At 64.8% G+C, this 24,771-nt stretch carries 21 protein-coding genes and 2 pseudogenes; 12 read left to right on the top strand and 11 right to left on the bottom strand.

The window, feature by feature from the left end:
* The first annotated feature begins 13 nt into the window (after positions 1–13).
* Complete coding sequence (locus AWB81_RS06445; RefSeq protein ID WP_062633362.1) at positions 14–307, top strand: acylphosphatase; 294 nt, start codon at positions 14–16, stop codon at positions 305–307.
* Between the two features lie 13 nt (positions 308–320).
* Here the strand turns inward: AWB81_RS06445 and egtD are convergent, their stop codons facing one another.
* Entirely contained in the window at positions 321–1,292 is a 972-nt protein-coding gene (gene egtD, locus AWB81_RS06440) for an L-histidine N(alpha)-methyltransferase (protein WP_062633361.1), read from the bottom strand.
* A gap of 342 nt (positions 1,293–1,634) precedes the next feature.
* Here egtD and rarD point away from each other — a divergent pair, with 342 nt between their 5' ends.
* Positions 1,635–2,606 (top strand): EamA family transporter RarD, encoded by a 972-nt coding sequence (rarD, locus tag AWB81_RS06435; RefSeq protein WP_062633360.1) that lies wholly within the window; start codon positions 1,635–1,637, stop codon positions 2,604–2,606.
* A gap of 13 nt (positions 2,607–2,619) precedes the next feature.
* On the opposite strand, the gene AWB81_RS06430 is transcribed toward rarD, so the two are convergent.
* Together AWB81_RS06430 and AWB81_RS44565 are read right to left on the bottom strand one after the other, a co-directional pair.
* Entirely contained in the window at positions 2,620–3,138 is a 519-nt protein-coding gene (locus AWB81_RS06430; protein WP_062633357.1) for an Mpo1 family 2-hydroxy fatty acid dioxygenase, read from the bottom strand.
* A 22-nt stretch (positions 3,139–3,160) separates the two neighbouring features.
* Entirely contained in the window at positions 3,161–3,340 is a 180-nt protein-coding gene (locus AWB81_RS44565; RefSeq protein WP_143753556.1) for a hypothetical protein, read from the bottom strand.
* A gap of 72 nt (positions 3,341–3,412) precedes the next feature.
* On the opposite strand from AWB81_RS44565, the gene AWB81_RS06425 reads away from it, so the two are divergent.
* Positions 3,413–5,527, top strand: coding sequence for a response regulator (locus AWB81_RS06425; RefSeq protein WP_062633355.1), 2,115 nt, complete (start codon positions 3,413–3,415; stop codon positions 5,525–5,527).
* A 104-nt stretch (positions 5,528–5,631) separates the two neighbouring features.
* On the opposite strand, the gene AWB81_RS06420 is transcribed toward AWB81_RS06425, so the two are convergent.
* Positions 5,632–6,252: a hypothetical protein gene (locus AWB81_RS06420; RefSeq protein WP_235025730.1), complete on the bottom strand. Its 621-nt coding sequence runs from the start codon at positions 6,250–6,252 to the stop codon at positions 5,632–5,634.
* A gap of 261 nt (positions 6,253–6,513) precedes the next feature.
* Here AWB81_RS06420 and AWB81_RS06415 point away from each other — a divergent pair, with 261 nt between their 5' ends.
* Both AWB81_RS06415 and AWB81_RS06410 read left to right on the top strand, forming a co-directional pair.
* The gene (locus AWB81_RS06415; RefSeq protein ID WP_062633352.1) at positions 6,514–6,834 is read left to right on the top strand and encodes a hypothetical protein; all 321 of its coding nucleotides are present in this window, start codon (positions 6,514–6,516) and stop codon (positions 6,832–6,834) included.
* 136 nt (positions 6,835–6,970) lie between these two features.
* The gene (locus AWB81_RS06410; protein ID WP_062633349.1) at positions 6,971–7,342 is read left to right on the top strand and encodes a hypothetical protein; all 372 of its coding nucleotides are present in this window, start codon (positions 6,971–6,973) and stop codon (positions 7,340–7,342) included.
* A gap of 134 nt (positions 7,343–7,476) precedes the next feature.
* Here the strand turns inward: AWB81_RS06410 and AWB81_RS06405 are convergent, their stop codons facing one another.
* Both AWB81_RS06405 and AWB81_RS48485 read right to left on the bottom strand, forming a co-directional pair.
* Positions 7,477–8,016 carry a transglycosylase SLT domain-containing protein gene (locus AWB81_RS06405; RefSeq protein ID WP_062633427.1) on the bottom strand — a complete coding sequence of 180 codons (540 nt, stop codon included), beginning with the start codon at positions 8,014–8,016 and terminating at the stop codon, positions 7,477–7,479.
* 143 nt (positions 8,017–8,159) lie between these two features.
* Positions 8,160–9,523, bottom strand: a pseudogene (locus tag AWB81_RS48485) (MFS transporter).
* A gap of 180 nt (positions 9,524–9,703) precedes the next feature.
* Here AWB81_RS48485 and AWB81_RS06395 point away from each other — a divergent pair.
* From AWB81_RS06395 to AWB81_RS06375, 5 genes are all read left to right on the top strand, one after another.
* Positions 9,704–10,708, top strand: a complete 1,005-nt coding sequence (locus AWB81_RS06395) for a GlxA family transcriptional regulator (protein WP_062633347.1) — start codon at positions 9,704–9,706, stop codon at positions 10,706–10,708.
* 135 nt (positions 10,709–10,843) lie between these two features.
* Positions 10,844–12,055, top strand: coding sequence for a M24 family metallopeptidase (locus AWB81_RS06390; RefSeq protein ID WP_062633345.1), 1,212 nt, complete (start codon positions 10,844–10,846; stop codon positions 12,053–12,055).
* A gap of 61 nt (positions 12,056–12,116) precedes the next feature.
* Positions 12,117–13,376, top strand: coding sequence for a serine hydroxymethyltransferase (glyA, locus tag AWB81_RS06385; protein WP_062633344.1), 1,260 nt, complete (start codon positions 12,117–12,119; stop codon positions 13,374–13,376).
* 93 nt (positions 13,377–13,469) lie between these two features.
* On the top strand, positions 13,470–14,717 hold the full coding sequence (locus tag AWB81_RS06380) for a YbfB/YjiJ family MFS transporter (RefSeq protein WP_087134831.1): 1,248 nt from the start codon (positions 13,470–13,472) through the stop codon (positions 14,715–14,717).
* An 814-nt stretch (positions 14,718–15,531) separates the two neighbouring features.
* Positions 15,532–16,776 carry an MFS transporter gene (locus tag AWB81_RS06375; RefSeq protein ID WP_235025736.1) on the top strand — a complete coding sequence of 415 codons (1,245 nt, stop codon included), beginning with the start codon at positions 15,532–15,534 and terminating at the stop codon, positions 16,774–16,776.
* A gap of 71 nt (positions 16,777–16,847) precedes the next feature.
* Here the strand turns inward: AWB81_RS06375 and AWB81_RS06370 are convergent, their stop codons facing one another.
* From AWB81_RS06370 to AWB81_RS06355, 4 genes are all read right to left on the bottom strand, one after another.
* Complete coding sequence (locus AWB81_RS06370; RefSeq protein ID WP_062633342.1) at positions 16,848–18,233, bottom strand: MFS transporter; 1,386 nt, start codon at positions 18,231–18,233, stop codon at positions 16,848–16,850.
* 105 nt (positions 18,234–18,338) lie between these two features.
* Positions 18,339–18,671 (bottom strand): NIPSNAP family protein, encoded by a 333-nt coding sequence (locus tag AWB81_RS06365; RefSeq protein WP_062633341.1) that lies wholly within the window; start codon positions 18,669–18,671, stop codon positions 18,339–18,341.
* On the bottom strand, positions 18,668–20,428 hold the full coding sequence (locus AWB81_RS06360; protein ID WP_062633340.1) for an FAD-dependent oxidoreductase: 1,761 nt from the start codon (positions 20,426–20,428) through the stop codon (positions 18,668–18,670). The genes AWB81_RS06365 and AWB81_RS06360 overlap by 4 nt, the downstream gene beginning before the upstream one ends.
* 47 nt (positions 20,429–20,475) lie before the next feature.
* Complete coding sequence (locus tag AWB81_RS06355; RefSeq protein WP_062633338.1) at positions 20,476–21,306, bottom strand: SDR family NAD(P)-dependent oxidoreductase; 831 nt, start codon at positions 21,304–21,306, stop codon at positions 20,476–20,478.
* 139 nt (positions 21,307–21,445) lie between these two features.
* Here AWB81_RS06355 and AWB81_RS06350 point away from each other — a divergent pair, with 139 nt between their 5' ends.
* Both AWB81_RS06350 and treA read left to right on the top strand, forming a co-directional pair.
* A complete protein-coding gene (locus tag AWB81_RS06350; protein WP_062633336.1) occupies positions 21,446–22,342 on the top strand; it encodes a helix-turn-helix domain-containing protein in 897 nt (298 codons plus the stop codon).
* A 184-nt stretch (positions 22,343–22,526) separates the two neighbouring features.
* Positions 22,527–24,146: pseudogene (gene treA / locus AWB81_RS06345) on the top strand (alpha,alpha-trehalase TreA).
* Here treA and AWB81_RS06340 read toward each other — a convergent pair.
* A complete protein-coding gene (locus AWB81_RS06340; RefSeq protein WP_087134830.1) occupies positions 24,134–24,739 on the bottom strand; it encodes a phosphonate degradation HD-domain oxygenase in 606 nt (201 codons plus the stop codon). The pseudogene treA and the gene AWB81_RS06340 overlap by 13 nt on opposite strands.
* Between the last annotated feature and the right edge of the window lie 32 nt (positions 24,740–24,771).

Genomic DNA, 24,771 nt, shown 5'->3' with positions numbered 1-24,771 from the left:
TGGAGAACGCACTATGCCCCCCGATCTCGACACGAAAATCGAAACCTACTATGTGCACGTGCGCGGTATCGTGCAGGGCGTCGGTTTCCGGCACTACACAGTCCGGCGCGCGCACGCGCTCGGCGTGCGCGGCTGGGTGGTCAACCTCGACGACGGTTCGGTTGAAGCGATGGTCCAGGGACCCGCCAACCAGGTCGACCTGATGCTCGAATGGCTGCGCCGCGGGCCGCCGCATGCCCGCGTCACCGAATTCTTCAGCGAAGAGCGCTTCATCGAAAAGCGCTTCGAGCGCTTCGAGCAGCACTGACCCCGGCCGGCGATCAGGCTCGCGCCACCAGGAGGCTCTCCGCGAATCCCCAGGCGTCGTCGCGCCATTGATGCGCGCAATCGAAGCCCGCGTCGGCGGCAAATGGCGCGACTTCTTCAGCCGCGTACTTGTGGCTGCTTTCGGTCCAGATCGTCTCGCCTTCCCTGAATTCGACCCGCAGGTCCGCCGCCCGCACATGCGCCGTGAGCGGGCGCTTCGCGCGCAAGTGCATCTCGATGCTGCGCGCATCCGGATTGAAGCGCGCGACGTGCTCGAACGCATCGAGCGGGAAATCGCCGCCGAGTTCGCGATTGATCCGCGCGAGCAGGTTCAGGTTGAACGCTGCCGTGACACCGATCGGATCGTCGTAGGCGGAAATCAGCGTCGGCAGCGGCTTCATCAGGTCGGTGCCGAGCAGCAGCGCGTCGCCGGGCTTGAGCATGCCGCGAATCGAGCGCAGGAACCTGGTCGCCGCGAGCCGCGAGAAGTTGCCGATCGTGCTGCCGAGGAACAGCACGAGCAGCACTTCGCCCTCGCGCCGCTTCGCGCTCACTTCCGCGAGGCCGGCCAGATAATCGCGCTCGTAGCCGACGATCGAAATGCGCTCGATGTCGCCGAGTTCGCGATGGCACAACTGCAATGCGGTGCGCGAAATTTCAATCGGGTAGTAATGCGTGGGCTGCTTTTTACAAAGCGCCTCCAGGATGCGGCGCGTCTTGCGCCCGCTGCCGCTGCCGAGTTCCGCGACTTTCACATGCTGCGGCAACGCGGCGACGATGTCGGCGGCGTGGTCCTTCAGCACGCGTTCCTCGGCGCGCGTGACGCCGTATTCGGGCAGCGAAGTGATGACTTCGAAGAGTCCCGAACCGACTTCGTCATACAGATACATCGACGGCAGTTCTTTCTGCGGATGGTGCGTGAGTCCGTCGTGGACGGCTTCGGCAAAGGCGTTGGGGAAATGCGGGGATAGTGCGGGCTGGATCATGACGTCTCCATCGATGCTGCTTTTTTTTCCGGCCGGCGGGGCGAATCGTGGCGATTTGCCCGGCGCACGGCGCGGCGCGGCCTGGTGAACAAACGTGAGTGGCGGCCCGTAGGGCGCCGGCTCGCGGAACGCGGAAGCGGTGAAGCTGCCGCGCAGGACTGATGATTTCCGCCCGCGCTGCCGATGCGGCGGGCGGCCAAAGTCATCCGTTGAAGCAAGAAGCGGGCACGACTTAGCGACGGCTTACAGTTCTGCGCGAAAGACCTCGCGGGACCGTGTGAAGAGAGCGTTTAAAATGGCGGACCTTCGACCCTTCAACTTCCTTCCGGCAACCAACGCGCAATGAATCAACCTGTCCTCGGGCGCGGCATCGCGCTGTCGGTGGCCGCGTCCGCGCTTTTCGCGCTGATGTCCGGCTATTCGACATGGCTCACGCCGCTCGACGGCCTCGACATCTTTGCCTGGCGCATCGTGTGGACGCTGCCCGGCGCGCTCGCCCTTGTTGCGTTGACGAAGCGCTGGCCGACACTATGCGCGCTTCTCGCAAAGCTTGCTCGATCGCCGCTTTCGCTTGCCGGGTTCGGCGGGGCGGCGGCGCTCCTGGGCGTGCAACTGTGGATTTTCCTGTGGGCGCCGCTCCACGGACGCGCGCTCGAAGTCTCGCTCGGCTACTTTCTGCTGCCGCTCGTGATGGTGCTGATCGGGCGCTTCCACTATCGCGAGCCGCTCGACGGCTTCCAGTGGGCGGGCGTCGCCTTCGCTACTCTCGGCGTGATGCATGAACTTGTGATGACGCACGCGTTCTCCTGGCCGACGCTCGTCGTCGCGCTCGGCTATCCGCCGTACTTCATGCTCAGGCGCAAGCTCCACGCGGACCCGCTCGTGTCGTTCGCCATCGAGATGATGCTGCTCGCGCCTTTCGCGTTCGCGATGCTCGCCGTGCGCGATTCGCTGGCCGTCGTCGAGGCGCGGCCGGTGCTGTGGCTGCTGCTGCCGGGACTCGGCGTGTTGAGCACCGTCGCGCTCGGTTCCTATCTGCGTGCCAGCCGCTATCTGCCGATCGCGCTCTTCGGCGTGCTCGGCTATGTCGAGCCGGTGTTGCTGGTGGGCGTCGCGGTGCTGCTGCTCGGTGAGCCGTTCTCGATGCAGCAGATCGGCACCTATGTGCCGATCTGGATCTCGGTGGCGCTGACCGCCGTGCACAGCGCGCGTCTCGTGCGACGCGAACGCGCGCGGCGGCGCGAGCTGCCTGTCGCGGAACAGCACGCGAGCGCCGAACACGAAAGCGGTGCCGTGCTCGAACAGGTGGATTGAAAGGCGGCAGCCGTCAGTCGGAGACGTGCGTCTCGCGTGCGAGCTTCGCCTCGATCGCATCGCGCAACGGCCGCCGCATGCCGAAGCCGAACAGCGCTTCGGCCAGTACAAAGAGCGGCCCGATCAGCAGCCCGACGATATCGTCGACGAACGCGGGCTTGCGATGCTCGTAGCGAATATGTCCGACGAACTGGAGCACCCAGCCCACCACGAAAAGCCCGCTTCCGATGGCGAGCCACAAGGGCGTCGGCTGGGCTGCAGCCCATTGTCCGAACGCCGCGCAGCACGCGGCAAACACGCCCATGCCGATGCCGAGCGGCACGTCGAGCACTAGGTAGTAGAGCGACGCCGCGGCGAAGAGAAGCCACGCCGGCGTCAAGGCAAACGTGCCGCCGAGCGGCCACGACGGCCGCGAGAGCAGCGCGGCGAGCGCGAGCACGATCATCGGAATGCCGACGAAATGCGTCGCGACATTGCGTCGGTCGCGGTGATAGGCGGCGTATTGCGCGAGCTGGTCGGTGAGCGTTCGCATGAAGTCTCCATCCTCATTTTGATTATTTGCTCAGATCATAAGGCAGACGCGCGGCACCTTTAGAACCGTCGCTGCACCGGCGCGTTTTTACATTGTCTTTCCCGCTTTTGCCTGGCGCCGCGCTGCGCACGGACGCCGCGCCTGTTGCCGGCGCGCGGCGCGACAGTTTTCTGTAATGCTGGCGCAATGCTTGCTTGGACAATCGGTTACTCCTGCGGAGCGAAGTCGGAATGATTTCGCGCCGTCTGCCGCCACACCCTGATTCGACTGTTGAATGACCGATTCGTCCAATCCCGAACCCGCGATGGCGCGTCTCGACGCGGACTCGCTCAGCTATTCGCCGACCCAGACTCCGGACGAAGCCGCTTTCGCCGTTCTCGAACCGACTGCCAATACCTCCGTGCGACCGTCTCCGGGCTCGCCGGCGGACCCTGCATTCGACGCGTTCTTTCGCAGCATGCTCAACGGCAGCACCGACTGCATCGAGATATTGCGGCGGGATGGCACGCTGGACTCGATCAACCCGCGCGGCCTGCATCTGAAGGAAATCGACGATTTCACGCCGCTGCGCGGCAAGCCATGGGTATCGCAATGGCCCGACGAGGCGCGCGAACTGGCGCAGAATGCCGCCGATGCCGCGCTTGCCGGCCGTCATTCGCGCTTCGAGGCCGTCTGTCCGACCGCGCGAGGCAATCTGAAGCACTGGGAGGTGACGGTGTCGCCGGTGCCCGACGCGGAGGGCGAAGTCCAATGGCTCGTGTCGGTCGCGCGCGACGTGACGCCGCGCGTGGTCGCGGAGCGCTCGCTCGACGCCGCGGTGCGGGAGCGGGAAACGCAAGCGGGGAGGCGCGATACCCACACGGGGCTCGCGCAATCCGAGAAGATGGAAGCGATCGGCAAGCTCACGGGCGGCGTCGCGCACGACTTCAACAACGTGCTGCAAGTGATCGGCGGCAACCTGCAACTCGCGACGCAGCACGCGCATGACGACGCGAAGCTGATGCGCCGCCTGGAAAGCGCGCACGAAGCCGTCGAACGCGGCGCGATGATCTCCTCGCAGCTGCTCGCGTTCGCGCGGCGCCAGCCGCTTGAGCCGGTCGCCATCGACGTCGGCCGGCTGCTGCACACGAGCACCGATACGTTGCGGCGCGCGCTCGGCGAGTCCATCGAACTCGACATCGCGATTGCGGACGGGCTCTGGAACACGCTCGCCGACCGGAATCATCTGCAAAGCGTGATCGTGAATCTCGCGGTCAACGCGCGCGACGCGATCGACGGCGCCGGCAAGCTCGCGATCGCTGCGTCGAACGCGCATTTCGATGCGGATCGCGCGCTCGGCGACGAACTCATACCGGCGGGCGATTTCGTGATGCTCACCGTGTCGGACAACGGCGCTGGCATGACGCCCGCCGTGCTCGAACGCGCATTCGAGCCCTTCTTCACGACCAAGCCGGACGGACGCGGCACCGGCCTCGGCCTCAGCATGGCGTACGGCTTCCTTCGGCAGACTGGCGGCGCGATTCATCTGGAAAGCGCGATCGAGCGCGGCACGACGGTCACGCTCTATTTGCCGTGCACGCTGGAAGAAGAAACGCTCGCGCTCGATACCGCGAACGAGCCGGTCACGGGCGGCACGGAGACGATTCTCGTCGTCGAGGACGATCCCGACGTGCGCGCGACCGCCGTCGACATGCTCGCGCAGCTTGGCTATCACGTGCGGCAGGCATCCGATGCGCAGAGCGCGCTGACGATGCTCGAATCCGCCGATGCGCGAATCGACTTGCTGTTCTCCGACGTCGTCATGCCCGGACCGGTGACGAGCGTCGAACTCGCGCGGCGCGCGAAGCAAACGATCCCGTCGATCGAAGTGCTCTTCACGTCGGGCTACACGGAGAACGTGATCGTCCACAAGGGGCGGCTCGATCCGGGCGTCGCGCTGATCAGCAAGCCGTACCGGCGCGATGCGCTGGCGCGCAAGGTTCGCGCGATGTTCCGCGACAAGCACGCGCCGCGTGATGAAACGCCTGAGCCACTGCGCGTGCTGATCGTCGAAGACGATGTCAATACGCGCGATGCCACGCGCGAGCTTCTGCAATTGCTCGGCGCGCAGGTGTCGGCGGCGGATAATGCGCAGGCGGCGCTCGCGCTCTTCGATGCGCAGTCGTTCGACGTGCTGCTCACCGACGTGCGCATGCCCGGCATGTCGGGCATCGAACTCGCGCGCGCGGCGAAGCGCGTGCAGCCGGCGTTGCGCGTGGTGTTCGCGTCGGGCTATGGCGCAGGCATCGCAGCCGAACTCGACGACGACATGAGCGGCGCCACGCTGCTGCCCAAACCGTTCGATCTCGACTCGCTCGAAAAGGCCGTCTTCATTCGCGCCGACGCGTGAAAAAGGGCGAGTCGCGAGACTCGCCCCGAGAGGCACATCATGAGCCGCTTCGCGACGCGTGCGATAGCGGCCCGATGTGCGCGATGCGGGTGACGCTCACCCCATTACTTCTTTGCAGCGTCGACCTTCGCATCGGCGGCCGTCTTGTTCGCGTCGCTTTGAGCCTCGACTTTTTCCTTGTCGGCCTTTGCTTGTGCCACATTGGCGTCCTTGGCGGCTTCGTGCTTCTTCTTGTCGGCCTTGGCCTGAGCATCGTGCTTCTTCTTGTTCGCCTTAGTTTGCGCCTTAGCGGCGTCGCCTCGAGCGTCGGAGGCTTCCTCCGGCGTGGTCGCCTTCGCTACCTTCGCGGCTTTCTTGTCGGCGTCGGCCTGTGCCGATGCCTTGTCTTCATTCGCCGACGCCTGCGCCTTGGCGGCGTCGCCCTGCGCTTCGGCCTTCTTCTTGTTGGCCGTTGCCTGCGCTTCACTCATTTCACTGTTGGCCTTCATCTGAGCCTTGCCGGTCTCCGTCGTCGGAGCAGCCGTTTGTGCGAATACCGTAGTAACCAGCATGGCGGATGCGAGAGCAGCGACAATCTTCTTCATGGTTTTAGACTCCTTTGAATGTGCACTGCTTGTGTCAGTGCTGCCCGTATCAACGTCGAACGTTTGACAGGCGTTGACGGTGATCTGGTGACAAAGGGTAACCAGTCGCGACCAATTGAAACGCGGGTCCGGTAAGAACATCCAGCGGGGTGGGAGGGCATGGAACGCGCTTACCGATCGTCTGCCTTGATCATTGGAAAATGATACGGAATCCGAATATATGTCTTGCAGACGATTGGCTAAGACAACGAGTCGGTTTGGACGACATGGTTTCAGGGAAGAACGGACGCGCTTGCGAAATTGTTTCCGCTGAAATGTGCCGTTACCAACTGCTGCAGATATTTCTTCGCGGTCTGCTTAACATCCGCTCCATATCCCGAAGACCGGGATCTGGAGAACAACATGAAACGCGCAGCAGTTGCTTTGTTGATGATCGGGAGTTTGTCGGCGGGAGAGGCGTCCGCGCATGGCCACGGAGGCGGCGACGGTGGCGCTATCGTAGGTGCGCTCATCGGCGGCGCGGTGCTGGGTGCGATCGTCGGATCGGCGGCGAATGCGGCGCCGGTCTACGAGGCGCCCGTCTATGCCCAGCCGGTGTATACGCAACCTGTCTATGCGGAGCCGGCGTATGCGCAGCCTGCGCCGCCGCCGCCCGGGTACTGCTTCGATAACTATCGGCGCGCCTATGTGCCGTGCGGTCCTGCTTACGCGCCGGGCTGGTAAGGAAGCAGTCGTTCTTCATTGGATGCCGTCGGGCAAGCGACAATGCCCCGACGCGGTACGCCGTTTGCAAAGAAGCGAGTACGGGCGTTGCGCCGACCTGGTTGCCGCGCCTGACACGCACACTCTGGAGACTGCAATGAAAGCGACCACGAAGAAGATTCTGATTTCCGCACTCGTGCTGGGCCTGTCGGGCGGCGCCTATGCGCAGGCGGGCGGCGGTGGCGGCACCGGCACGGGCGCAGCAGGCGGCGCGAATACCGGCGGCACGGCGGGCAGCACCGGGGCTCCGGCCGCGGGGATGAACAACGGTGCCGGCATGAACGGCAACGGCATGGGCGGTTCGACGGATGGCACGAGCGGCACGGGATCGGCGAAGAGCGGGATGGGGAACGGCATGGGCAACGATTCGTCGTCGGGAACCATGCAAAGGAAGGCGCCCAATTCGAGCGGCGGGATGAACTCGAACGGAACGAGTGGCACTTCCGGCGGCATGCAGAAGGGCTACTAAGGCCTTAGCTTAGCGCCTTGGCGCTTGTAGAGTAGAAATGCGCGCGCCTTTACTATCCATCGCCGGGTCAAAGCGGCATCGATCTGGATCGGGTGCGCGGTGCAACACATCACGCGTTGGTGTCGACTAAGGCTTTAGTCGGGAGGCGTGCTGTCCGTCGATGCGTCAACGGAAGGGGCGACGGGCTCAAAGCTCTTCGCGCGCACGCTCACCTTCTCCGCATACGCCTTCGATCCGCCGTAGCTTTTCAGCGCGGAATCCACGTCGCCTTGTGCGGACCTCAGATAGCCGTGCAGTATTGCCGATCCCACCTCGATGTTTGCTTCCGGCTCCGTCAGATCGACGTTGTGCACGAGCCGCTTGTGCGCCGCCGGCACGACCTGCATCAGACCCGTGGCGCCGTTTGCGCCTTTGGCCTTCTCCTTGAAGCGCGATTCGATGGAGATGATCGCGAGAAGAAGCGCCGGCGGAAGCGAATATTTCGATGCCGACGACATTACGGCCGCCGAAATCTGCTCGGCCTTTTCCCGTGCCACGCCGAACTTTTGCGAAATGACGCGTGAGATGCGCTCGCTCGCTTTTTGTTCGGTTGGATCGACTTGCGCGTTCTCCTGCGCAGCGACGCCTTGCGTCAGGCTGAGCGAAATGAGCGAAATAAGGAGAAGACGGCGCATGACAATGGGACGGGAAAGCAAAAACGGCATTATACAGACAATAAAATTCCTTGCAAATCATGGGGTTGGTGAGCATCCACCGCTCGTTTTGCCCCGTTCGGCGCAGGGGCCTTCAGGCGCCCGCGCATCCGTTCCTCTAGCGGCTACCGCGTTTCCGTATGGCTCGCGGCCTTGCGGCCCGGCGCCGAGATCCCGGCGCCAGCTTCCGGCGAAAGCCGCGCGAACATCGGCAGTGAGCCGAGCACGATGGCCGCCGTGACCAGGAATCCGCACGCGAGCTGCCAGCGCTCGGCATGCGCGCTACCGGACAGCAGCATCGTGACCTGAATCGTGCCCGCCGCAACGGTTACGCCGACCGCCTTCATCAACTGCTGCGCTGTCCCCTGAAACGAGGTCGCGGCGGCGAGCTTCGGGCGCGGCACGTCGGCGAACGCGAGCGCGCCCATCGTCGCGAGCGACAGCGAGCGGCTAAGGCCGCCGAGCAACAGCAGCGCGAAGATCGCGGCGGCGGGCCACGCCTGCGACATCGTCGAGCAGACGGCGAGCACGACCGCGAAAGAGACGCTCCCCGCGCACAACACGGTTCGCACGGAAAAGCGGCGCAGCGCGAGCGCGGTCATCGGCCGCATGCAGAACGAGCCGAGCGCACTCGCGAACGTGATGAGGCCGCTTGCCGATGCGCTGTAGCCGAAGCCGGTCTGCAGCGTCAGCGGCACGAGAAAGGGCAACGCGCCGGCACCCGCGCGAAACAGGCTGCCCGCGATCGTCGCGGCGTGGAAGGTGGGAATCGAGAGCAGCGAGAAGTCGACTGCCGGGTCCTGCGCGCGTTTGCAATGCCGCACGGCGAGCCAGAAGAGCAGCGCGCCGCACGCGGAAGGAGCCACGGCAGGCCGCCGGGCATGAAGCCGCGTCCGGCGCTTTCGATGCCGATCATGAATAGCGTGAGCGACGCGCCGATCAGCACCATCCCGCGCACGTCGGGCGGCCGCTTGTGTTCGGGATGCGAGGGCGGCAGGAGTCGCCATGTCAGCAGCAATCCCGCGATTCCGACCGGCACGTTGACCCAGAAGATGCTGCGCCACGAAAGCGTATCGGTGAGAAAACCCCCGAGCGGCGGTCCGAGCAGCGGACCGATCAGCGCGGGCATCGTGAGCCAGGTCGTCGCTTGCAGCAGTTCTTCGCGCTTCACGCCGCGAAAGAGAATGAGCCGGCCGACCGGCACCATCATCGCGCCACCGAGGCCCTGCACGATGCGCGCGGCGATGAGCGTCGCGAGACTCGTCGACGCTGCACATGCGATCGATGCCAGCGTAAATGTGGCGATGGCCCACATGAAGACGCGACGCGCGCCGAAGCGGTCCGCGACCCAGCCGCTCGCCGGAATGAACACGGTCAGCGCGACGAGATATGCGGTGATCGCGCTCGACAGATGCACGGGATCGACGTTCAGGTCGCGTGCCATCGACGGGATGGCGGTAGCGACGATCGTGCCGTCCATGTTCTGCATGAAGAGCGCACTCGCGACGACGGCTGCGGTAATGCGGAAGTTTCCTGACTTGTTCACGAGCTTGTAAGTGCGTCGAGCCCATCGACGAATGACGGGCGAAGGCCAGTCTACTGGAACGGGGCGCGAGCCGTACTAGAATGCACGAACCTTTCATCCTCACTCATCCACGCGACCCGCACCGTGTCCCGAGCGCCCGACCTTCCCGCGACGACCGACGGCCTGCACGACCTGCGCGTGACCCGCTACGGCTTTCTGCTTCCCGACGGTTTCTCGCTGATCGCGCTCGCCGCAGCCGTCGATCCGTTGCGCATCGCAAACATGATCGTCGGGCGCAAGGTCTACGAGTACGAACTGATCGGCGTGGCTCACGAGCCCGTGCGTTCGAGCGACGGTATCCGCGTCGTGCCCGATACGGCGATGGCCGACGGCGGCAAGTTCGACGCAGTGTTTGTCGTCGGCCCGAACCCGATTCCGAAGAAGGGCATCGGTGCCGTGCTCGACTGGCTTCGCCTGCAGGCGCGCCATGGCGTGGCGCTCGGCGGACTCGACACGGGCAGCTACTTTCTCGCGCGCGCGGGCCTGCTCAACGGTTATCGCTGCACGATCCACTGGGAAGACCAGGACGCACTCGTCGAGCAGTTTCCGCGCCTGACGGTGTCGAACCGCCTGTATGAAGTCGATCGCGATCGCTATACGTGCAGCGGCGGCATCGCGCCGCTCGACCTGATGGTGCATCTGCTCGGCGCGGTGCCGGGCAGCCGGTCGCTCGCGGCGCGCGTGCTCGAACTGCTCGTCGCGGAGAGGCGCAGCCACGAGCAAAGGCAACGCACGTCGCTGCGCCAGTACATGGGCGCCGAGCACGCCAAGCTCGAAGAAGCGCTGCAGTACATGGAGAACAACGTCGAAGAGGCGATTCCGGTCGCGGAGATCGCGGCCTATCTTCAGGTATCGCAGCGGCAACTCGAACGCTGGTTCAGCGACCGGCTCGGCAAGACGCCCGCGCAGGCGTACATCGAGATTCGTCTGCTGCGCGCGCGGCAGTTGCTGTACCGCACGTCGAAGCCGCTCGAAGAAGTCTGCGCGCGCACGGGCTTCGCATCGACCACGCACTTCGCCACGCGCTACAAGGCCCAGTTCCAGATCTCTCCGAGCGCCGATCGCAGGCGCTACCAGAGCGCGCTTTAGGCTTGCGCACAGCTTCTCCGTAAAAACCCTCGCCGACGATTTCGCAAAGGATGCCGTCGATTCCGGAAATGTTCGGATTCGCCGAATCCCTAACATGGGCTCCATCGAAATCATCTTTTACCCAGGAGCGAGAGAATGAAAATGGAGAACCTGATCCGCATCGAGAACGGCGAGAAAGTCCAGCACACGTTCTCCGATGCCGAATACGCGAACCGCCAGACGAAGCTGCGCGAACTGATGGCGCGCGGCAACATCGATGCAGTGCTGTTCACGTCGTATCACAACATCAACTACTACGCCGATTTCCTGTACTGCTCGTTCGGGCGCAAGTACGGACTCGTCGTGACGCCGAAGAAGGTCGTCTCGATCAGCGCGAACATCGACGGCGGCCAGCCGTGGCGCCGCACGGTCGGCGACTACAACGTCGTCTACACCGACTGGCAGCGCGACAACTTCTTCCGCACGGTGCAAGGCGAGATCGAGAACCGCGGACGCGTGGGCGTCGAGTTCGACCAGATGCCCGTCGAAGTGCTGGCGAAGCTGAAGGCGGCGTTGCCGGATGCAGAGTTCGTCGACATCGGCGCAGACACGATGCGCATGCGCATGATCAAGTCGGCGGAAGAGATCGAGGTCATCAGGAACGGTGCGGCGGTGTGCGACGTCGGCGGCGCGGCGCTCGCGGCGGCCGTGCACGAAGGCGTGCCCGAACACGAGGTCGCGCTTGCATCGACGCAGGCGATGGTGCGCGAGATCGCGCGCCGCTATCCGCATTCCGAGTTGATGGATACGTGGACCTGGTTCCAGTCCGGCATCAACACCGATGGCGCGCACAACCCAGTGACGACGCGCAAGGTACAGAAGGGCGACATCCTGAGCCTGAACTGCTTCTCGATGATCGCGGGCTACTACACGGCGCTCGAGCGCACGATGTTCTTCGATCATTGTTCCGACGAGCATCTGCGTCTCTGGAAGATCAACGTCGAAGTGCACGAGGCGGGGCTGAAGCTCATCAAGCCGGGCGCGCGCTGCTGCGACATCGCGCACGAACTGAACAAGATCTACGCGGAGTATGGCCTGCTCAAGTACCGCACATTCGGCTACGGCCATTCGTTCGGCGTGCTCTCGCACTACTACGGCCGCGAAGCGGGGCTCGAGTTGCGCGAGGACATCGACACCGTGCTGGAAGAGAACATGGTCGTCTCGATGGAGCCGATGATCATGCTGCCGCACGGCTTGCCCGGAGCGGGCGGTTATCGCGAGCACGACATCCTCGTGATCGGCAAGAAGGACGCGACCAACATCACCGGTTTCCCTTATGGTCCGGGGAAGAACATCATCGCGGCCTGAGCCGTCGAACGAAACAGTCTTGCGGCCTCGTGCCGCAAGACGAACCAGCAGGAGACGTGCAATGTTTTCAGCGGGACAAACCATCGCGGGCTTCGATCCGGAACTCGCCGACGCCATGCGCCTCGAGCGACGGCGTCAGGAAGAACATATCGAACTGATCGCATCGGAAAACTACGCGAGCCCGCGCGTGCTCGAAGCGCAAGGCTCGGTGCTGACCAACAAGTACGCGGAGGGATATCCGGGCAAGCGCTACTACGGCGGATGCGAGCACGTGGACGTGGTGGAATCGCTTGCGATCGCGCGCGCCAGGCGCCTGTTCGCCGCCGGTTACGCCAACGTTCAGCCGCACAGCGGATCGCAGGCGAACGCGGCCGTCTACATGGCGCTGTTGAATCCCGGCGACACGATCCTCGGGATGAGCCTCGCGCACGGCGGCCATCTCACGCATGGCGCCAAGGTGTCGTTCTCGGGCAAGGTGTATCGCGCGGTGCAGTATGGCGTCGATACGGCGAGCGGCCTCATCGACTATGACGAAGTCGAGCGGCTGGCAGTGGGACACAAGCCGAAGATGATCGTCGCGGGCTTTTCGGCGTATTCGCGCGTGCTCGACTTCGCACACTTTCGCACAATCGCGGATCGCGTCGGCGCATATCTCTTCGTCGACATGGCGCATGTCGCGGGCCTCGTCGCGGCGGGGCTTTATCCGAATCCGCTGCCTTTCGCGGACGTCGTCACGACGACCACGCACAAGACCTTGCGCGGCCCGCGCGGCGGGCTGATTCTCGCGAAGCCGAACGAGGAGATCGAGAAGAAGCTCAACTCAATGGTCTTTCCCGGCACGCAGGGCGGACCGCTCATGCATGTGATCGCGGCGAAGGCGGTGGCGTTCAGGGAGGCACTCGGCGCGGAATTCGTCGAGTATCAGAAGGCGACGCTCGCCAATGCGCGCGCGATGGTCGCGGTGTTCATCGAACGCGGCTATGACATCGTGTCGGGCGGCACCGACGATCATCTGTTCCTCGTGAACCTGGTTGCGCGCGGGATCACGGGCAAGGATGCAGACGCCGCGCTCGGCTGCGCGCACATCACGGTCAACAAGAACACGGTGCCGAACGATCCGCAGTCGCCGTTCGTCACGAGCGGCATTCGCATCGGCACGCCCGCGATCACGACGCGCGGTTTCACGGAAGACGACGCGGCACTCACGGCGCGCCTCATCTGCGACGTGCTCGACGACATCGGCAACGATCGCGTTCAGCAGCGCGTGCGCGAACAGGTGTCGGCGCTTTGCGCGCGGTATCCGGTGTATGCGGGCCTGTAGCGCGGGACGGTCTTAACGGCGGCGGGTCCTCGCGATACCATAGGCGACAAATCCGCCGTCGCCACGGCGGCGCAACCGCCACCACAAGAACCGATGACCGACGACACCGGCAGCACCGCGCAACGACACGAATCGAAATGGACATCGTCGGATCGCGGGGCGCGTTCTCGCGGAGAGACGCTGGCGCTCGCCGTGTGCCTGTCGCTTGGCAGCGCGATCGCGCTTGGACTCACGCGCTTTTCCTACGCGCTCCTGCTTCCTTCGATGAAGGCCGACCTCGGCTGGACTTTCGCGCAGGCCGGCGCGATGAACACGGCCAACGCGCTCGGCTATCTGCTGGGCGCGCTCGTCTTTCCCCTTTGCTCGCGACGCTGGTCGGCGGGCGTTTCGTTCATTGCGGGCTGTGTCGTCACTGCGATCGTGATGGCGGTGAGCGGCGTGCTCGCCGATACCGGCGCGCTGCTCGCGCAGCGGGTCGCGACGGGCATCAGCAGCGCGTTCATCTTCATCGGCGGGGGCGTGCTGGCGGCGCGCCTCGCGTCGTCTCATCCGCGTGACGCCGGGCTCGTGCTCGGCCTGTACTACGGCGGCGCGGGGTGGGGCATCGTGGTCTCCGCGGTGCTCGTGCCATCGAGCATACGAAGCGGCGCGCATGGCTGGCAACTCGCGTGGTTCGCGCTTGCTCTTGCGTGCGCGGTGTTGTCGGTGTTCGCGGCCGGCGCGGCGCGGCGTATCGAGTCCGGCGATATCGCGCAGGCTGCGGGGCGGGGCGCTCCTCAGGCACCTGCCGATGCGCCTCGCTGGCCGAGTTTCTCTCGCATGCTCGGGGGCTATTTCTTCTTTGGCGTCGGCTATATCGGCTACATGACGTTCATCATCGCGATGCTGCGCAACGACGGCATGAGCGCTTCTGCCGTGACCGCTTTCTATGTGCTGCTCGGACTTGCGACGGTCGTGTCGGCGCGGCTGTGGTCCCGACTCCTCGACCGCATGCACGGCGGGCAGGCGCTTGCCACGCTCAACGGATTGCTCGCGCTGGCTACCATCATGCCCGTGGTTTTTGGCTCGACAGTCGTCGCGTTTTTATCTGGCGTTCTCTTCGGGGCGACCTTCCTGTCGGCCGTCGCATCGACGACGGCATTCGTTCGGCACAACCTGCCGGCGGCGCGCTGGGCCCAGGGGATCAGCGCTTTCACCATCGTGTTCGCGTTCGGGCAGATCGTCGGGCCGATGGTCATCGGGTTGATCTCCGATGGCGCCGGGCTCGCGCGAGGGCTCGTTTATTCCGCGGCGTTGCTCGCTGTGGGGGCGTTGGCTGCCGGGCGGCAGCGGGCGCTTTAGGGCTGCGGTCCGCTTGGAGGGCGTCGTTGTTTCCACCGTCTACGCTTCTGCGCTTTTCTTGAAACTTGCCTTCTTAGTGGTCTATTAGCTCTGCCCCTGTCCGGGGCGGGACTTACTTTCTTTGCTGCTGCAAAGAAAGTAAGCAAAGAAAGCAGCTTTTCTGGCAGCAGTCACAGCACGTCAACGCACTAGCATTACTGAGTGGTGCAGCGCCTAAGTGTCGCCCTCAAAGGACCGACCCGGCTTGGCGCGCGCGCGCACGCACTGACACCCCTCGCACTCCAACAGAGTGGTATGCACTGCGTTCCGGTTCGTCCGCGCTTCGCTCGGACGAAAGGCACAACCGTAAACCATCGCTTTGCTAACGCGCGGCAATGAAATGCCGCCCCGCACAAGGGCGCGCTAGCGACCGCAAACAAATCAGATTCCATCGAGCGCATCAACAGCACCCGGTGTTCAACCAGATCGCTCGGGACGCCAGTGGTAAACCCTTTTCGTCGATTTCGTGCACTCTCGTGTCGATTTCGAAAATTTTCCGATCCCCCGAGCTTCTACCATTTGCTCCATCGAATCCACCGATCGAACAGGAGCGACGTCAATGAACCGCACTAAATCCCGTTAGCGAACACTCGCCGCAAAGCACAACGAAGGCACAGCAATCGCGCACGATTCAAGTTTGGAGAAACGGATGAACTCAACGAAAGCGGTTTCCAGCCAGGCCTCGGGCGCTGGCATCCTCGCGCCATCGGCATACTCGAACCCCGCCTCAACAGCCACCCCAACCGCCGACCCGCGCCTGCTCAAACGCGCCGCCATGGCGAGCTTCATCGGCAACTTCGTCGAATGGTTCGACTACGCGTCCTACGGCTATCTCGCAACCATCATCGCCGTCGTCTTCTTCCCGAAGTCCGATGCCGCAACAGGCCTCCTTGCCGCCTACGCCGTGTTCGCAATCTCGTTCATCGTGCGCCCGATCGGCGGCATCGTCTGGGGACACTTCGGCGACAAGATCGGACGACGCACCGCGCTCTCGCTGTCGATCCTCATCATGTCGTGCTCGACCTTCCTGATCGCGTTCCTGCCCACCTACGCGCAAGTCGGCATCTTCGCGCCGATCCTGCTCCTCGTCGTGCGCCTTGTCCAAGGCTTCTCGGCATCGGGCGAATACGCGGGCGCGTCGGCGTTCCTCGCGGAATACGCCCCGGAAGGCAAGCGCGGCATCTACACGAGCATCGTGCCGGCGAGCACCGCAGCCGGTCTTCTCTTCGGCTCGATCTTCGTCGCGGTCATGCACGCGTTCCTCACGTCCGACCAGCTCCACTCGTTCGGCTGGCGCCTGCCGTTCCTGCTCGCGGCGCCGTTCGGCCTGATCGGACGCTACATCCGCGTGCGGCTGGAAGACACGCCTACCTTCAAGGCGCTCGAAACGTCGCATCAGGTAGCACGCGCCCCCGCCAAGGAACTCCTGATGATGCATCGCGGCAAGATGCTGATCGCGTTCGGCGTGACGTGCCTGAACGCCGTCGCGTTCTACCTCGTGCTGAGCTACATGCCGACGTACCTCTCGACCGAAATGGGCGTCAGCGAGACGGCATCGTTCATCGCGGCCACCATCTCGCTCACCGCGTACATCGGCTTCGTGTTCATCATGGGCGCGCTGTCGGACCGCGTGGGGCGCAAGACGATGCTGATCGGCGCTTCTATCCTCTTCGCGGCGTTGACGGTGCCGCTCTTCAAGGGACTCGTCGGTGCGAGCTTCATGACGATCGTGCTGATCCAGATCGCGTTCGGAGCGCTCCTGACGATGAACGACGGGACGCTGCCCTGCTTCCTCTCGGAGATCTTTCCGACGCGCGTGCGCTATAGCGGCTTCGCGTTCTGCTTCAACGCGGCCAACGCGCTTTTCGGCGGGACGGCGCCGTTTGTCGCGACCTGGCTGATCGGCGCGACCGGCAACAAGCTCGCGCCGGCGTGGTATCTGGTGGGCGCATCGGCCGTCGCGTTGATCGCGATGCTCGCGAGCCGCGAGACATCGCGCAAGCCGCTCGACAACAGCTGATCTCGGAGGCGGCAACGCAAAGGCCGACCGGCATCCGCCGGCCGGCCTTTGTCACGAACGGGCCGCCCCAATCACTCCACAGTAGGCTGCGTGACCGTCGCGACCGCGGCCCGTTGACCCGAAGCATCGCGCCGGCTGAGCGCGCCCAGTGCGAACGCTGCGACCAGAGCCGGCACGGCGAGGAACGTGAACACCGCGCCGAACTGCAGCCCCATGCTCATCATGAGGCCGCCGGTCATCGCCCCGGCGACGGCGCCCATGCGCCCGATGCCGAGCATCCACGCGACGCCGGTTGCCCGGCTGCGCGTCGGATAGAACGCCGCGGCAAGCGCGGACATCGACGTCACCGCGCTCGTCACTGCCGTGCCGGTCAGGAAGATCAAGACGGAGAGCCAGACCTGATCGCCGATGCCGCGTCCGATCGTGAGCACCAGGGCGGCCGCGAACACATAGGCGAATGCGTTCACGCGCCGTGCGTTGAAGCGGTCCATCACCCAGCCGAGACACAGGTTGCCGAGAATGCCGCCAAGCGGAAACAGCGACGTGGTGAGCGCGGCGCGCTCGGCGCTGAAGCCCGCGTCCTTGAAGAGCGTGGGCAGCCAGTTCGTCAGCAGATAGAAGATCATCAGGCCCATGAAATACGCGAGCCAGAGCATCGCGGTGCCGAACCGGTACGGCCGCGAGACGACCAGCGCGAGCGCGGATTTGTCGGCGACGCTGTCGCGCGAATCGGTTGAGCTGAAGACGCAGTCGACGAGACGCGGGTCCGCTGCAATGCGCCGCAGGATGCGCGCGATGCGCTCGGCCGGCCGCTTTCTGACGACCATGAACTGCGCGGACTCGGGCAGCAACAGGATCAGCAGCACCGAGAGCGCGAGCGGTCCGGCGCCGCCTGCGACCAGCACGCTCGGCCAGCCGAAATGCGGGATCATCCACGCCGCGCACAACCCGCCGAGCGACAGACCGACCGAGAAGCCGCAGAACATCGCATTGACTGCGATGGCGCGGATGCGTGCGGGCGCATATTCGGACATCAGCGTGACGGCGTTCGGCATCGCCGCGCCGAGCCCGAGGCCGGTGAGAAAGCGCAGCACGGTAAGCGATTCGATGGACCCCGCATGCGCCGAAGCCAGGCTCCACGCGCCGAAGAAGAACACGGAGAGCACGAGCACGGTTTTGCGTCCGAGCCGGTCCGCGACGGGGCCGGCCGCGAGCGCACCGATGCCGAGTCCGACGAGCGCGGCGCTCATCACGGGGCCGAGCGCGGCGCGGCTCACGCCCCAGTCGCCGATCAGCGACGGCGCAATGAAGCCGACCGCGGCCGTATCGAAGCCATCGGCGGCGACGACAAGAAAGCAGAGAACGAGGATCGTCCATTGATAAAGCGAAAAGCGCTGATCGTCGATGAAGCTCTGGACGTCGATCGTGCGCGGCGGGAGTTTGCGATGCGGGTTCATAACGGTTGTCTCCTGTCGAACCGAGTTAGCGCTTGCTCTGATCCCATGCGCTTATTCGGGTCCCATGCAAGATGGGGGCTGAATGAAGTGCGTGCGCGTTCGCGTCTATCGCACGGTGGCCGAAAGGCTTTTGAACTCCACGCGGCGGATGATGCGGCTCTCCTGAGCCACGATCAGATGCGCCGACGCGTGCAGGTAAGCGGGCCATTCGGGATCGGCGTCGCGGGCGGTGCGGCGCTGCTCGTAATCCGCGATGCTCTCGTAGCCCCAAAGGTGCACGACCTGGTTCAACGCGCCGATGTCGCTCTGATAGAAGCCGACGGGCGCGCTAAGATACTTGAGCTGGATCGGCATTGCGAGGCGGTCGAACACATCGATGAACTCGGCCATGCCGCGCGGTTTGATCGTGTAGATGCGGTGATCGATGAAGGACTTCATGCTGCGCTCCTGAGTTCGGCGCGCTGTCTCTCATGCACATTTCCGCTCTGCGCGATGTGCAACGCGGTGAGATAACCGAAGGTCATGATCGGGCCGAGCGTGATGCCGGCGCCGGGATAGTTGCCGCCCATGATGCTGGCGCGGTCGTTGCCGACGGCGTAGAGGCCGGGGACAGGATCGGCATTCGCGAGAACCTGTCCGGCCGTGTTGGTCGCGATGCCGTCGAAGGTTCCGAGATCGCCCATCACGACCTTCAGCGCGTAGTACGGGCCGTCGCCGACTGGCGCCACGCATGGATTCGGCGTGTGCGCCGGATCGCCGAGATAGCGATTGAACGAAGTCGTGCCGCGGCCGAACTGCGCGTCTTCGTTGCGTTGCGCGCCCGCGTTGTACTCACGCACCGTCGCTTCGAGCGCGGCGGCGTCGATACCGGCGTTGCGCGCGAGTTCGGCGAGCGTGCGGCCCTTCACGAGATAGCCGTTGCGAAGGTGCGACCCGAGCGGCAACGGCGCCGGCTTCGCGAAGCCGAGGCCGTAGCGGCGGATCGTCGCGTGATCGCAGACGAGCCACATCGCCGTCTCGCGTTCGTTCCTGCATGCGTCGATCATCGCGGCGCCGACGTCGTGATAGGAATTCGATTCGTTGGTGAAGCGCCGCCCGTTGCGCGTCACGCCGATGATGCCCGGCTTGTAGCGGTCGAGCAGATGCGGGAACACGCCGAAGCTGCCATCCTTCAGCGGCACGCGCGACACGGGCATCCACGCGGCCGGCTGCGGATAGCGGATCGGCACGCGGCCGCCGGCGCGCTCGGCCATCCTCGCGCCGTCGCCGGTGATGCCTCGCGGCACCGGCGAGACGTGCTCGCCGCCGCGTTGCAGATGCGGATACGCTGCCTTGATCCGGGCGATGTCATGCGAGAAGCCGCCGCACGCGAGCACGACGGCGCGTCGCGCGGTAATGCGCATCTCGCCCCGGTTGCCATTCACGACGGCACCGCACACGCGTCCCTTCTCGACGATCAGTTCCTTCGCGCCGGTATGGGTGTGAATCGGAATGCCGAGATCGAGCGCCGACTTGGCGAGCCGCGCGGCGAGTGCATTGCCGCTCGTCACCTGCACGCCGCGCTTGTAGAGCGCGAGTTCGCGCAGATGGCTCGCGAGGCGCTTCGCCACATACCACGCCGAAGCCAGCGATTTGGTCGCGTTGAAGAAGTGCTTGAGATCCGCGCTCGACGAATTGAACATCATGCCGATGAACGTGATGGTCTTGAGCGGCGGACGCAGGCGCACGAGATCGGCACCGAGCGCGGTTGCGTCGAAGGGCGCGGCGACCACCGAGCGGCCCACGTCTACGCCGCCCGGCGCGTCCGGGTGATAGTCGGGATAGAGCGTCGGCAGGAATTTGACGTCGGTCTCGCGCTCGAAGAAATCGAGCATGCGCGGGCCGGCATCGAGGAACGCTTCGACGGCCGCTTCGTCGTAGAGCGCGCCGGTCTCGTGGTGCATGTAGGTGCGCACGGCGTCGCGATCGTCGGCGATGCCGGCGTCCTTCGCGTGCCGGTTGCCCGGAATCCACAGCACGCCGCCGGAGAAGGCGGTCGTGCCGCCGAAGAACGCTTCCTTCTCGACGACGATCACGTCGAGCCCCTGCTTCTTTGCCGTGATGGCGGTGGAGAGGCCGCCTGCGCCCGAGCCGATCACGAGCAGATCGCAGACGAGGTCGCAGGCATCCCCTGACGACCGGTTGACGGTAGTCATGTCGATACTCCTTTCGAGTGGAGAAGGCGCAGTGGTGCGCCGGAAAATCAGGCGGCCTTCGCGGGCGCCTCGAAGCCGGGACGCGGCACGAGATCCATCAGCATGCTTTCGAGCCCGCCATCGACGACGATCTCCGCGCCATTCACATACGCGGCGCGCTCGCTCGCGAGAAAGGCGGCGACGTTCGCGATATCGTCGGGACGACCGATGCGCCGGCTCGCGGTCATCGCGCTGCGGCGGGCTTCGACGTCTCCTTGCGCGTAGAACGCCTGCGAGAGCGGCGTGCGGATCATGCCGGGGCATACGGTGTTGCTGCGCACGCCACGCGGACCCCATTCGGCGGCGATCTGGCGCGAGAGCATCGCGATGGCCGCCTTGCTCGGGCTGTAGGCGCCGCTATAGGTCTGCGGGTGGTGCGCGGCCACCGAGGCCACATGCACGATGCTGCCCGAGCCGCGCGCGAGCATGCCGCGCGCGAACGCCTGCGAGCAGAGCATGTAGCCGGTGAGGTTCACCGCGAGCATCGCGTTCCAGGCATCGAGCCCGATATCTTCGATCCCGCCCGCGCGCAGAAGTCCCGCGTTGTTGACGAGCACGTCGGCGTGGCCGAGCTTGCGCTCCACCTGCTCGGCGGCGCGATTGACGCTCGCCGGATCGCTGATGTCGCACGCGATCGCGATCGCTTCGATGCCTCGTTCGCGCAGGGCGTTCGCGGCGTCATTGCAGCCAGCTTCATCGCGATCGAGCAGCGCGAGCCGCGCGCCCGCCGAGGCCAGCGTCTCGCCGATCGCGCGTCCGATGCCGCCCGCCGCGCCCGTGACCACGCAAACCCGCGATTCGAGCCCGAGCCAGTGAGGATGTATTGAGTCATGAGTCATGCCTGTCTCCTTGTCCGTGTTTTTGAAGGTCTGCAAAGACGACCTCCGATGTGAAAGCAGTCTATCGACGGCGACTCACGAAAAATTGGACAAAGACCGCAGACGACAGGACAATTTGTGCAGGAGGAGGCGCGACGGCATGAGGAAAATCCCTAACTACAGCCTGTACGGCGAATCGGCGCGGCCGCCTTGGTACGACGCGTTCAACTTCGAATGGATTCCGGAACGCAGCCGTCCGAACGACTGGCACATCGATGCGCATCGTCACGACGCGTTGTTGCAGTTTCTGTTCATCCGCGGCGGAAGCGGGCAGGTGGTGATCGAGAACACCAGGATCCCGATCGAGCCGCCCTGCATTGTGTTACTGCCTGCGCAGACCGTGCATGGCTTCGTGTTTTCGCCGGACGTCGACGGGCTCGTCATCACGGCCGCGCAGCGTTCGCTCGAATCGATATCGAGTGTCGTGTCGCCGGGGCTGATTCCGGTGCTGCAGCGCGCGGCGGTCATTCCGGTGACGGCGCAGGCCGTCGCCGAAAGCGACCTGATGTCGCTGTTCGGTTTGCTCGAACGCGAATTCCGTGCGAACGACCGCGGGCATATCGCGGCGGGCATGTCGCTTCTGATTGCACTTTTCGTGCATGTCGCGCGCTTCGGCGAAAAGGCCGCTGCAGCGCCCGCGGTCGCCACGACCGAGCGGCGCCTGCTACAGATCAAGCGGTTTCGAGAACTCGTGACGGCGCACTTTCGCGAGCACCGGCCGGTCGAGTTCTATGCCGAACAACTCGGTACGACCGTCGCGCAACTCGGGCGCATCTGCCGCGAGGAGCTCGGGAGTTCGCCGCTTGCGATCGTGAACGAGCATCTCGTGCGCGAGGCGCAGCGCGATCTCGTGTACTCGGGGATGTCGGTCAAGCAGATCGCGCATGGACTCGGCTTCGCCGACATCGCGTATTTCAGCCGCTACTTTCGCAAGCAGACGGGCGTCACGCCGACCGATTTCCAGACGCAGGCACACAAGGCGCTGACGCTGGAATAGCGCGCCTGGTGCGTCGCAGCGGCGCACGAGTCGTGCCCGATCCGATCCCGATTTGAAGGTTGCGAACCCCGACGCGCTCATGCGATCCTTCGCCGTCGAACACCGAGAGCGCCCTTGAGGTGCCCGAGCGCCGCGCGCCATGAGCGAGACCAGTCCGGTTCGTGATCCCTTACGAGGAGGAGACATGGTCGTTCCGTCGATGCAACATCACAGGCAAGCCGCGGCGCGCATTCTTGGCGCGCTGATACTGTTTGGAGCAGTGGCGTACGAGGCGCAAGCCGATACGCAGGTCGGCGCGACCTTGCCGCCGCCCCCGAGCGTGCTCTACGGCGATTTGTTCGTCGCCGTGCAGACCGCGCAGGTCTATCCCGACCAGAAGACGTTCGTCGACGCGACACCGAAGGCCGACCCGGCCACCATCGTCGCGTACTACGAGCAGCAGAAGAACAACCCGGGCTTCTCGCTCTCCGCGTTCGTCGCGCAGTACTTCACACCGCCGACGGACCAGGTCATCACGCCGCCGCCGAACCAGACGCTGCGCGAGCATATCGACTGGCTCTGGCCCAGGCTCACGCGCGAGACGACGGCGGCGACCGTGCCCGCCAACAGTTCGCTGATCCCGATGCCGAAGCCCTATGTTGTGCCGGGCGGCCGGTTTCGCGAAGGCTACTACTGGGACACCTATTTCACGATGCTCGGCTTGCAGGAAGCGGGCCGCGAGGATCTCGTCGACAACGTGCTCGACAACTTCGCGTATCTGATCGATACCATCGGCCACATTCCGAACGGCAACCGCACGTATTACGTGAGCCGCTCGCAGCCGCCGTTCTTCTCGTACATGGTGGAACTCGCCGCACAGAAGGAAGGCGGGCGCGTCTATTAAAAGTATCTGCCGCAACTGCGCCGCGAGTACGCGTACTGGATGCAGGGCGCGGGCGCACTCAAGCCGGGCGACGCCGCGCGCAACGTCGTGATGCTGCTGGACCATACGGTGCTCAACCGCTACTGGGACGCTTCCGACACACCGCGCGACGAGTCGTATCTGGAAGACGTGACGACGGCGAAGCAGGTGCCGGGCCGCGCGCCGAACGAGGTCTATCGCGACCTGCGCGCGGCGGCCGAGAGCGGCTGGGACTTCAGTTCGCGCTGGTTCGGCGACAACATGACGCTCGCGACCATCCGCACGACGTCGATCATCCCCGTCGATCTGAACAGCCTGATGTTCCACCTCGAAACGACGATCGCGCGCGGCTGCGGCGAAGCGCGCGACTTCGGCTGCGTGGCGCAGTTCATCGGTCACGCGGCGAAGCGGGCGGTCGGCATCAACAAGTATCTGTGGAACGACAAGGGCTACTACGGCGACTACGACTGGCGGCTCGCGAAGCCGCGCGACAACGTCTCGGCGGCGGCGCTCTATCCGCTCTTCGCGGGCGCGGCATGGCCCGAGCGCGCACACCGCACGGCACGCGCGGTCGAGGCGCAACTGCTCAAGCCCGGCGGCCTCGCGACCACGACCTACACGACGACCCAGCAATGGGACGCACCCAACGGCTGGGCGCCGCTGCACTGGATCGCGATCGAAGGGCTGAAGCGCTACGGACGCAGCGAACTGTCGCAGCCGATCGGCATGCGCTTTCTCGCGGATGTGAAGAACGTCTATGCGAAGCAGCAGAAGCTCGTCGAGAAGTATGTCGTCGAAGGTGCGGGCACGGGTGGCGGCGGTGGCGGCGAATATCCGTTGCAGGACGGCTTCGGCTGGACCAACGGCGTGACGCTCAAGCTGCTCGATCTTTATGGCGAGTGACTGCTCGTTCCGGCCGACGCAGAGCCGGGCGACAGCATCGCTTCGCCTGGCTTCGTGACGCTTTCGGCGATCGCGAGGAAATGCGCGAGCGTGGGTGTCGAACGCGATGCGTCTTTCGCGAGATCGTCCCAGCGGCGCAGGGACAGCGCGTCTTCGGCATAGGGCTGCGAGAGGAATGACTGCGCTTCGTGTTCGCTGAAGACGCCGCCTTGCAACCGGAGACTGCGCACCGAGTCCGCGGAGAGTTTCGCGCGATACGTCGGGTCGATCGCGCACAGGCAGCGCTTCGCATCGACGTGCAGGCGGATCGGTTCGAGCACTGCGTCCGCAAAGAGCGGGCGCAGAAAGGGCAGGGCGTAGTACTGGTGCAGGTCGTCGATGCCGCGTTCGGTCGGCGTCTCGCCCTGCCGGTTCAGCAGATGCCCGAGGTCGTGCAGCAGCGACGCCGTCACGAGTTCTGCGCGTGCGCCCGAGTCTTGCGCGAGCGTCGCTGTCTGCAGGGCATGCTGGAGTTGCGTGACGGGTTCGCCGCTGTAGGCGAGGCCGCCGTATGTATCGAAGAGATGCCGGATGTCGGCGATCGAAAGTGCCATCGTGTCGTCGCGAGATAGGAGCGGGCTGCGGC

This window comes from Caballeronia arationis, assembly GCF_001544975.2.
Lineage (GTDB): Bacteria > Pseudomonadota > Gammaproteobacteria > Burkholderiales > Burkholderiaceae > Caballeronia > Caballeronia arationis.
Note: the sequence above shows the minus strand (reverse complement) of the source record. Positions and strands in the feature narration are given on the sequence as shown.

Coding starts and splice junctions, on each gene's coding strand:
- AWB81_RS06445 (WP_062633362.1), top strand. CDS start 14: ATGCCCCCCGATCTCGACACGAAAATCGAAACCTACTATGTGCACGTG.
- egtD (WP_062633361.1), bottom strand. CDS start 1,292: ATGATCCAGCCCGCACTATCCCCGCATTTCCCCAACGCCTTTGCCGAA.
- rarD (WP_062633360.1), top strand. CDS start 1,635: ATGAATCAACCTGTCCTCGGGCGCGGCATCGCGCTGTCGGTGGCCGCG.
- AWB81_RS06430 (WP_062633357.1), bottom strand. CDS start 3,138: ATGCGAACGCTCACCGACCAGCTCGCGCAATACGCCGCCTATCACCGC.
- AWB81_RS06425 (WP_062633355.1), top strand. CDS start 3,413: ATGACCGATTCGTCCAATCCCGAACCCGCGATGGCGCGTCTCGACGCG.
- AWB81_RS06420 (WP_235025730.1), bottom strand. CDS start 6,252: ATGTTCTTACCGGACCCGCGTTTCAATTGGTCGCGACTGGTTACCCTT.
- AWB81_RS06415 (WP_062633352.1), top strand. CDS start 6,514: ATGAAACGCGCAGCAGTTGCTTTGTTGATGATCGGGAGTTTGTCGGCG.
- AWB81_RS06410 (WP_062633349.1), top strand. CDS start 6,971: ATGAAAGCGACCACGAAGAAGATTCTGATTTCCGCACTCGTGCTGGGC.
- AWB81_RS06405 (WP_062633427.1), bottom strand. CDS start 8,016: ATGCGCCGTCTTCTCCTTATTTCGCTCATTTCGCTCAGCCTGACGCAA.
- AWB81_RS06390 (WP_062633345.1), top strand. CDS start 10,844: ATGAAAATGGAGAACCTGATCCGCATCGAGAACGGCGAGAAAGTCCAG.
- glyA (WP_062633344.1), top strand. CDS start 12,117: ATGTTTTCAGCGGGACAAACCATCGCGGGCTTCGATCCGGAACTCGCC.
- AWB81_RS06380 (WP_087134831.1), top strand. CDS start 13,470: ATGACCGACGACACCGGCAGCACCGCGCAACGACACGAATCGAAATGG.
- AWB81_RS06375 (WP_235025736.1), top strand. CDS start 15,532: ATGGCGAGCTTCATCGGCAACTTCGTCGAATGGTTCGACTACGCGTCC.
- AWB81_RS06370 (WP_062633342.1), bottom strand. CDS start 18,233: ATGAACCCGCATCGCAAACTCCCGCCGCGCACGATCGACGTCCAGAGC.
- AWB81_RS06365 (WP_062633341.1), bottom strand. CDS start 18,671: ATGAAGTCCTTCATCGATCACCGCATCTACACGATCAAACCGCGCGGC.
- AWB81_RS06360 (WP_062633340.1), bottom strand. CDS start 20,428: ATGACTACCGTCAACCGGTCGTCAGGGGATGCCTGCGACCTCGTCTGC.
- AWB81_RS06355 (WP_062633338.1), bottom strand. CDS start 21,306: ATGACTCATGACTCAATACATCCTCACTGGCTCGGGCTCGAATCGCGG.
- AWB81_RS06350 (WP_062633336.1), top strand. CDS start 21,446: ATGAGGAAAATCCCTAACTACAGCCTGTACGGCGAATCGGCGCGGCCG.
- AWB81_RS06340 (WP_087134830.1), bottom strand. CDS start 24,739: ATGGCACTTTCGATCGCCGACATCCGGCATCTCTTCGATACATACGGC.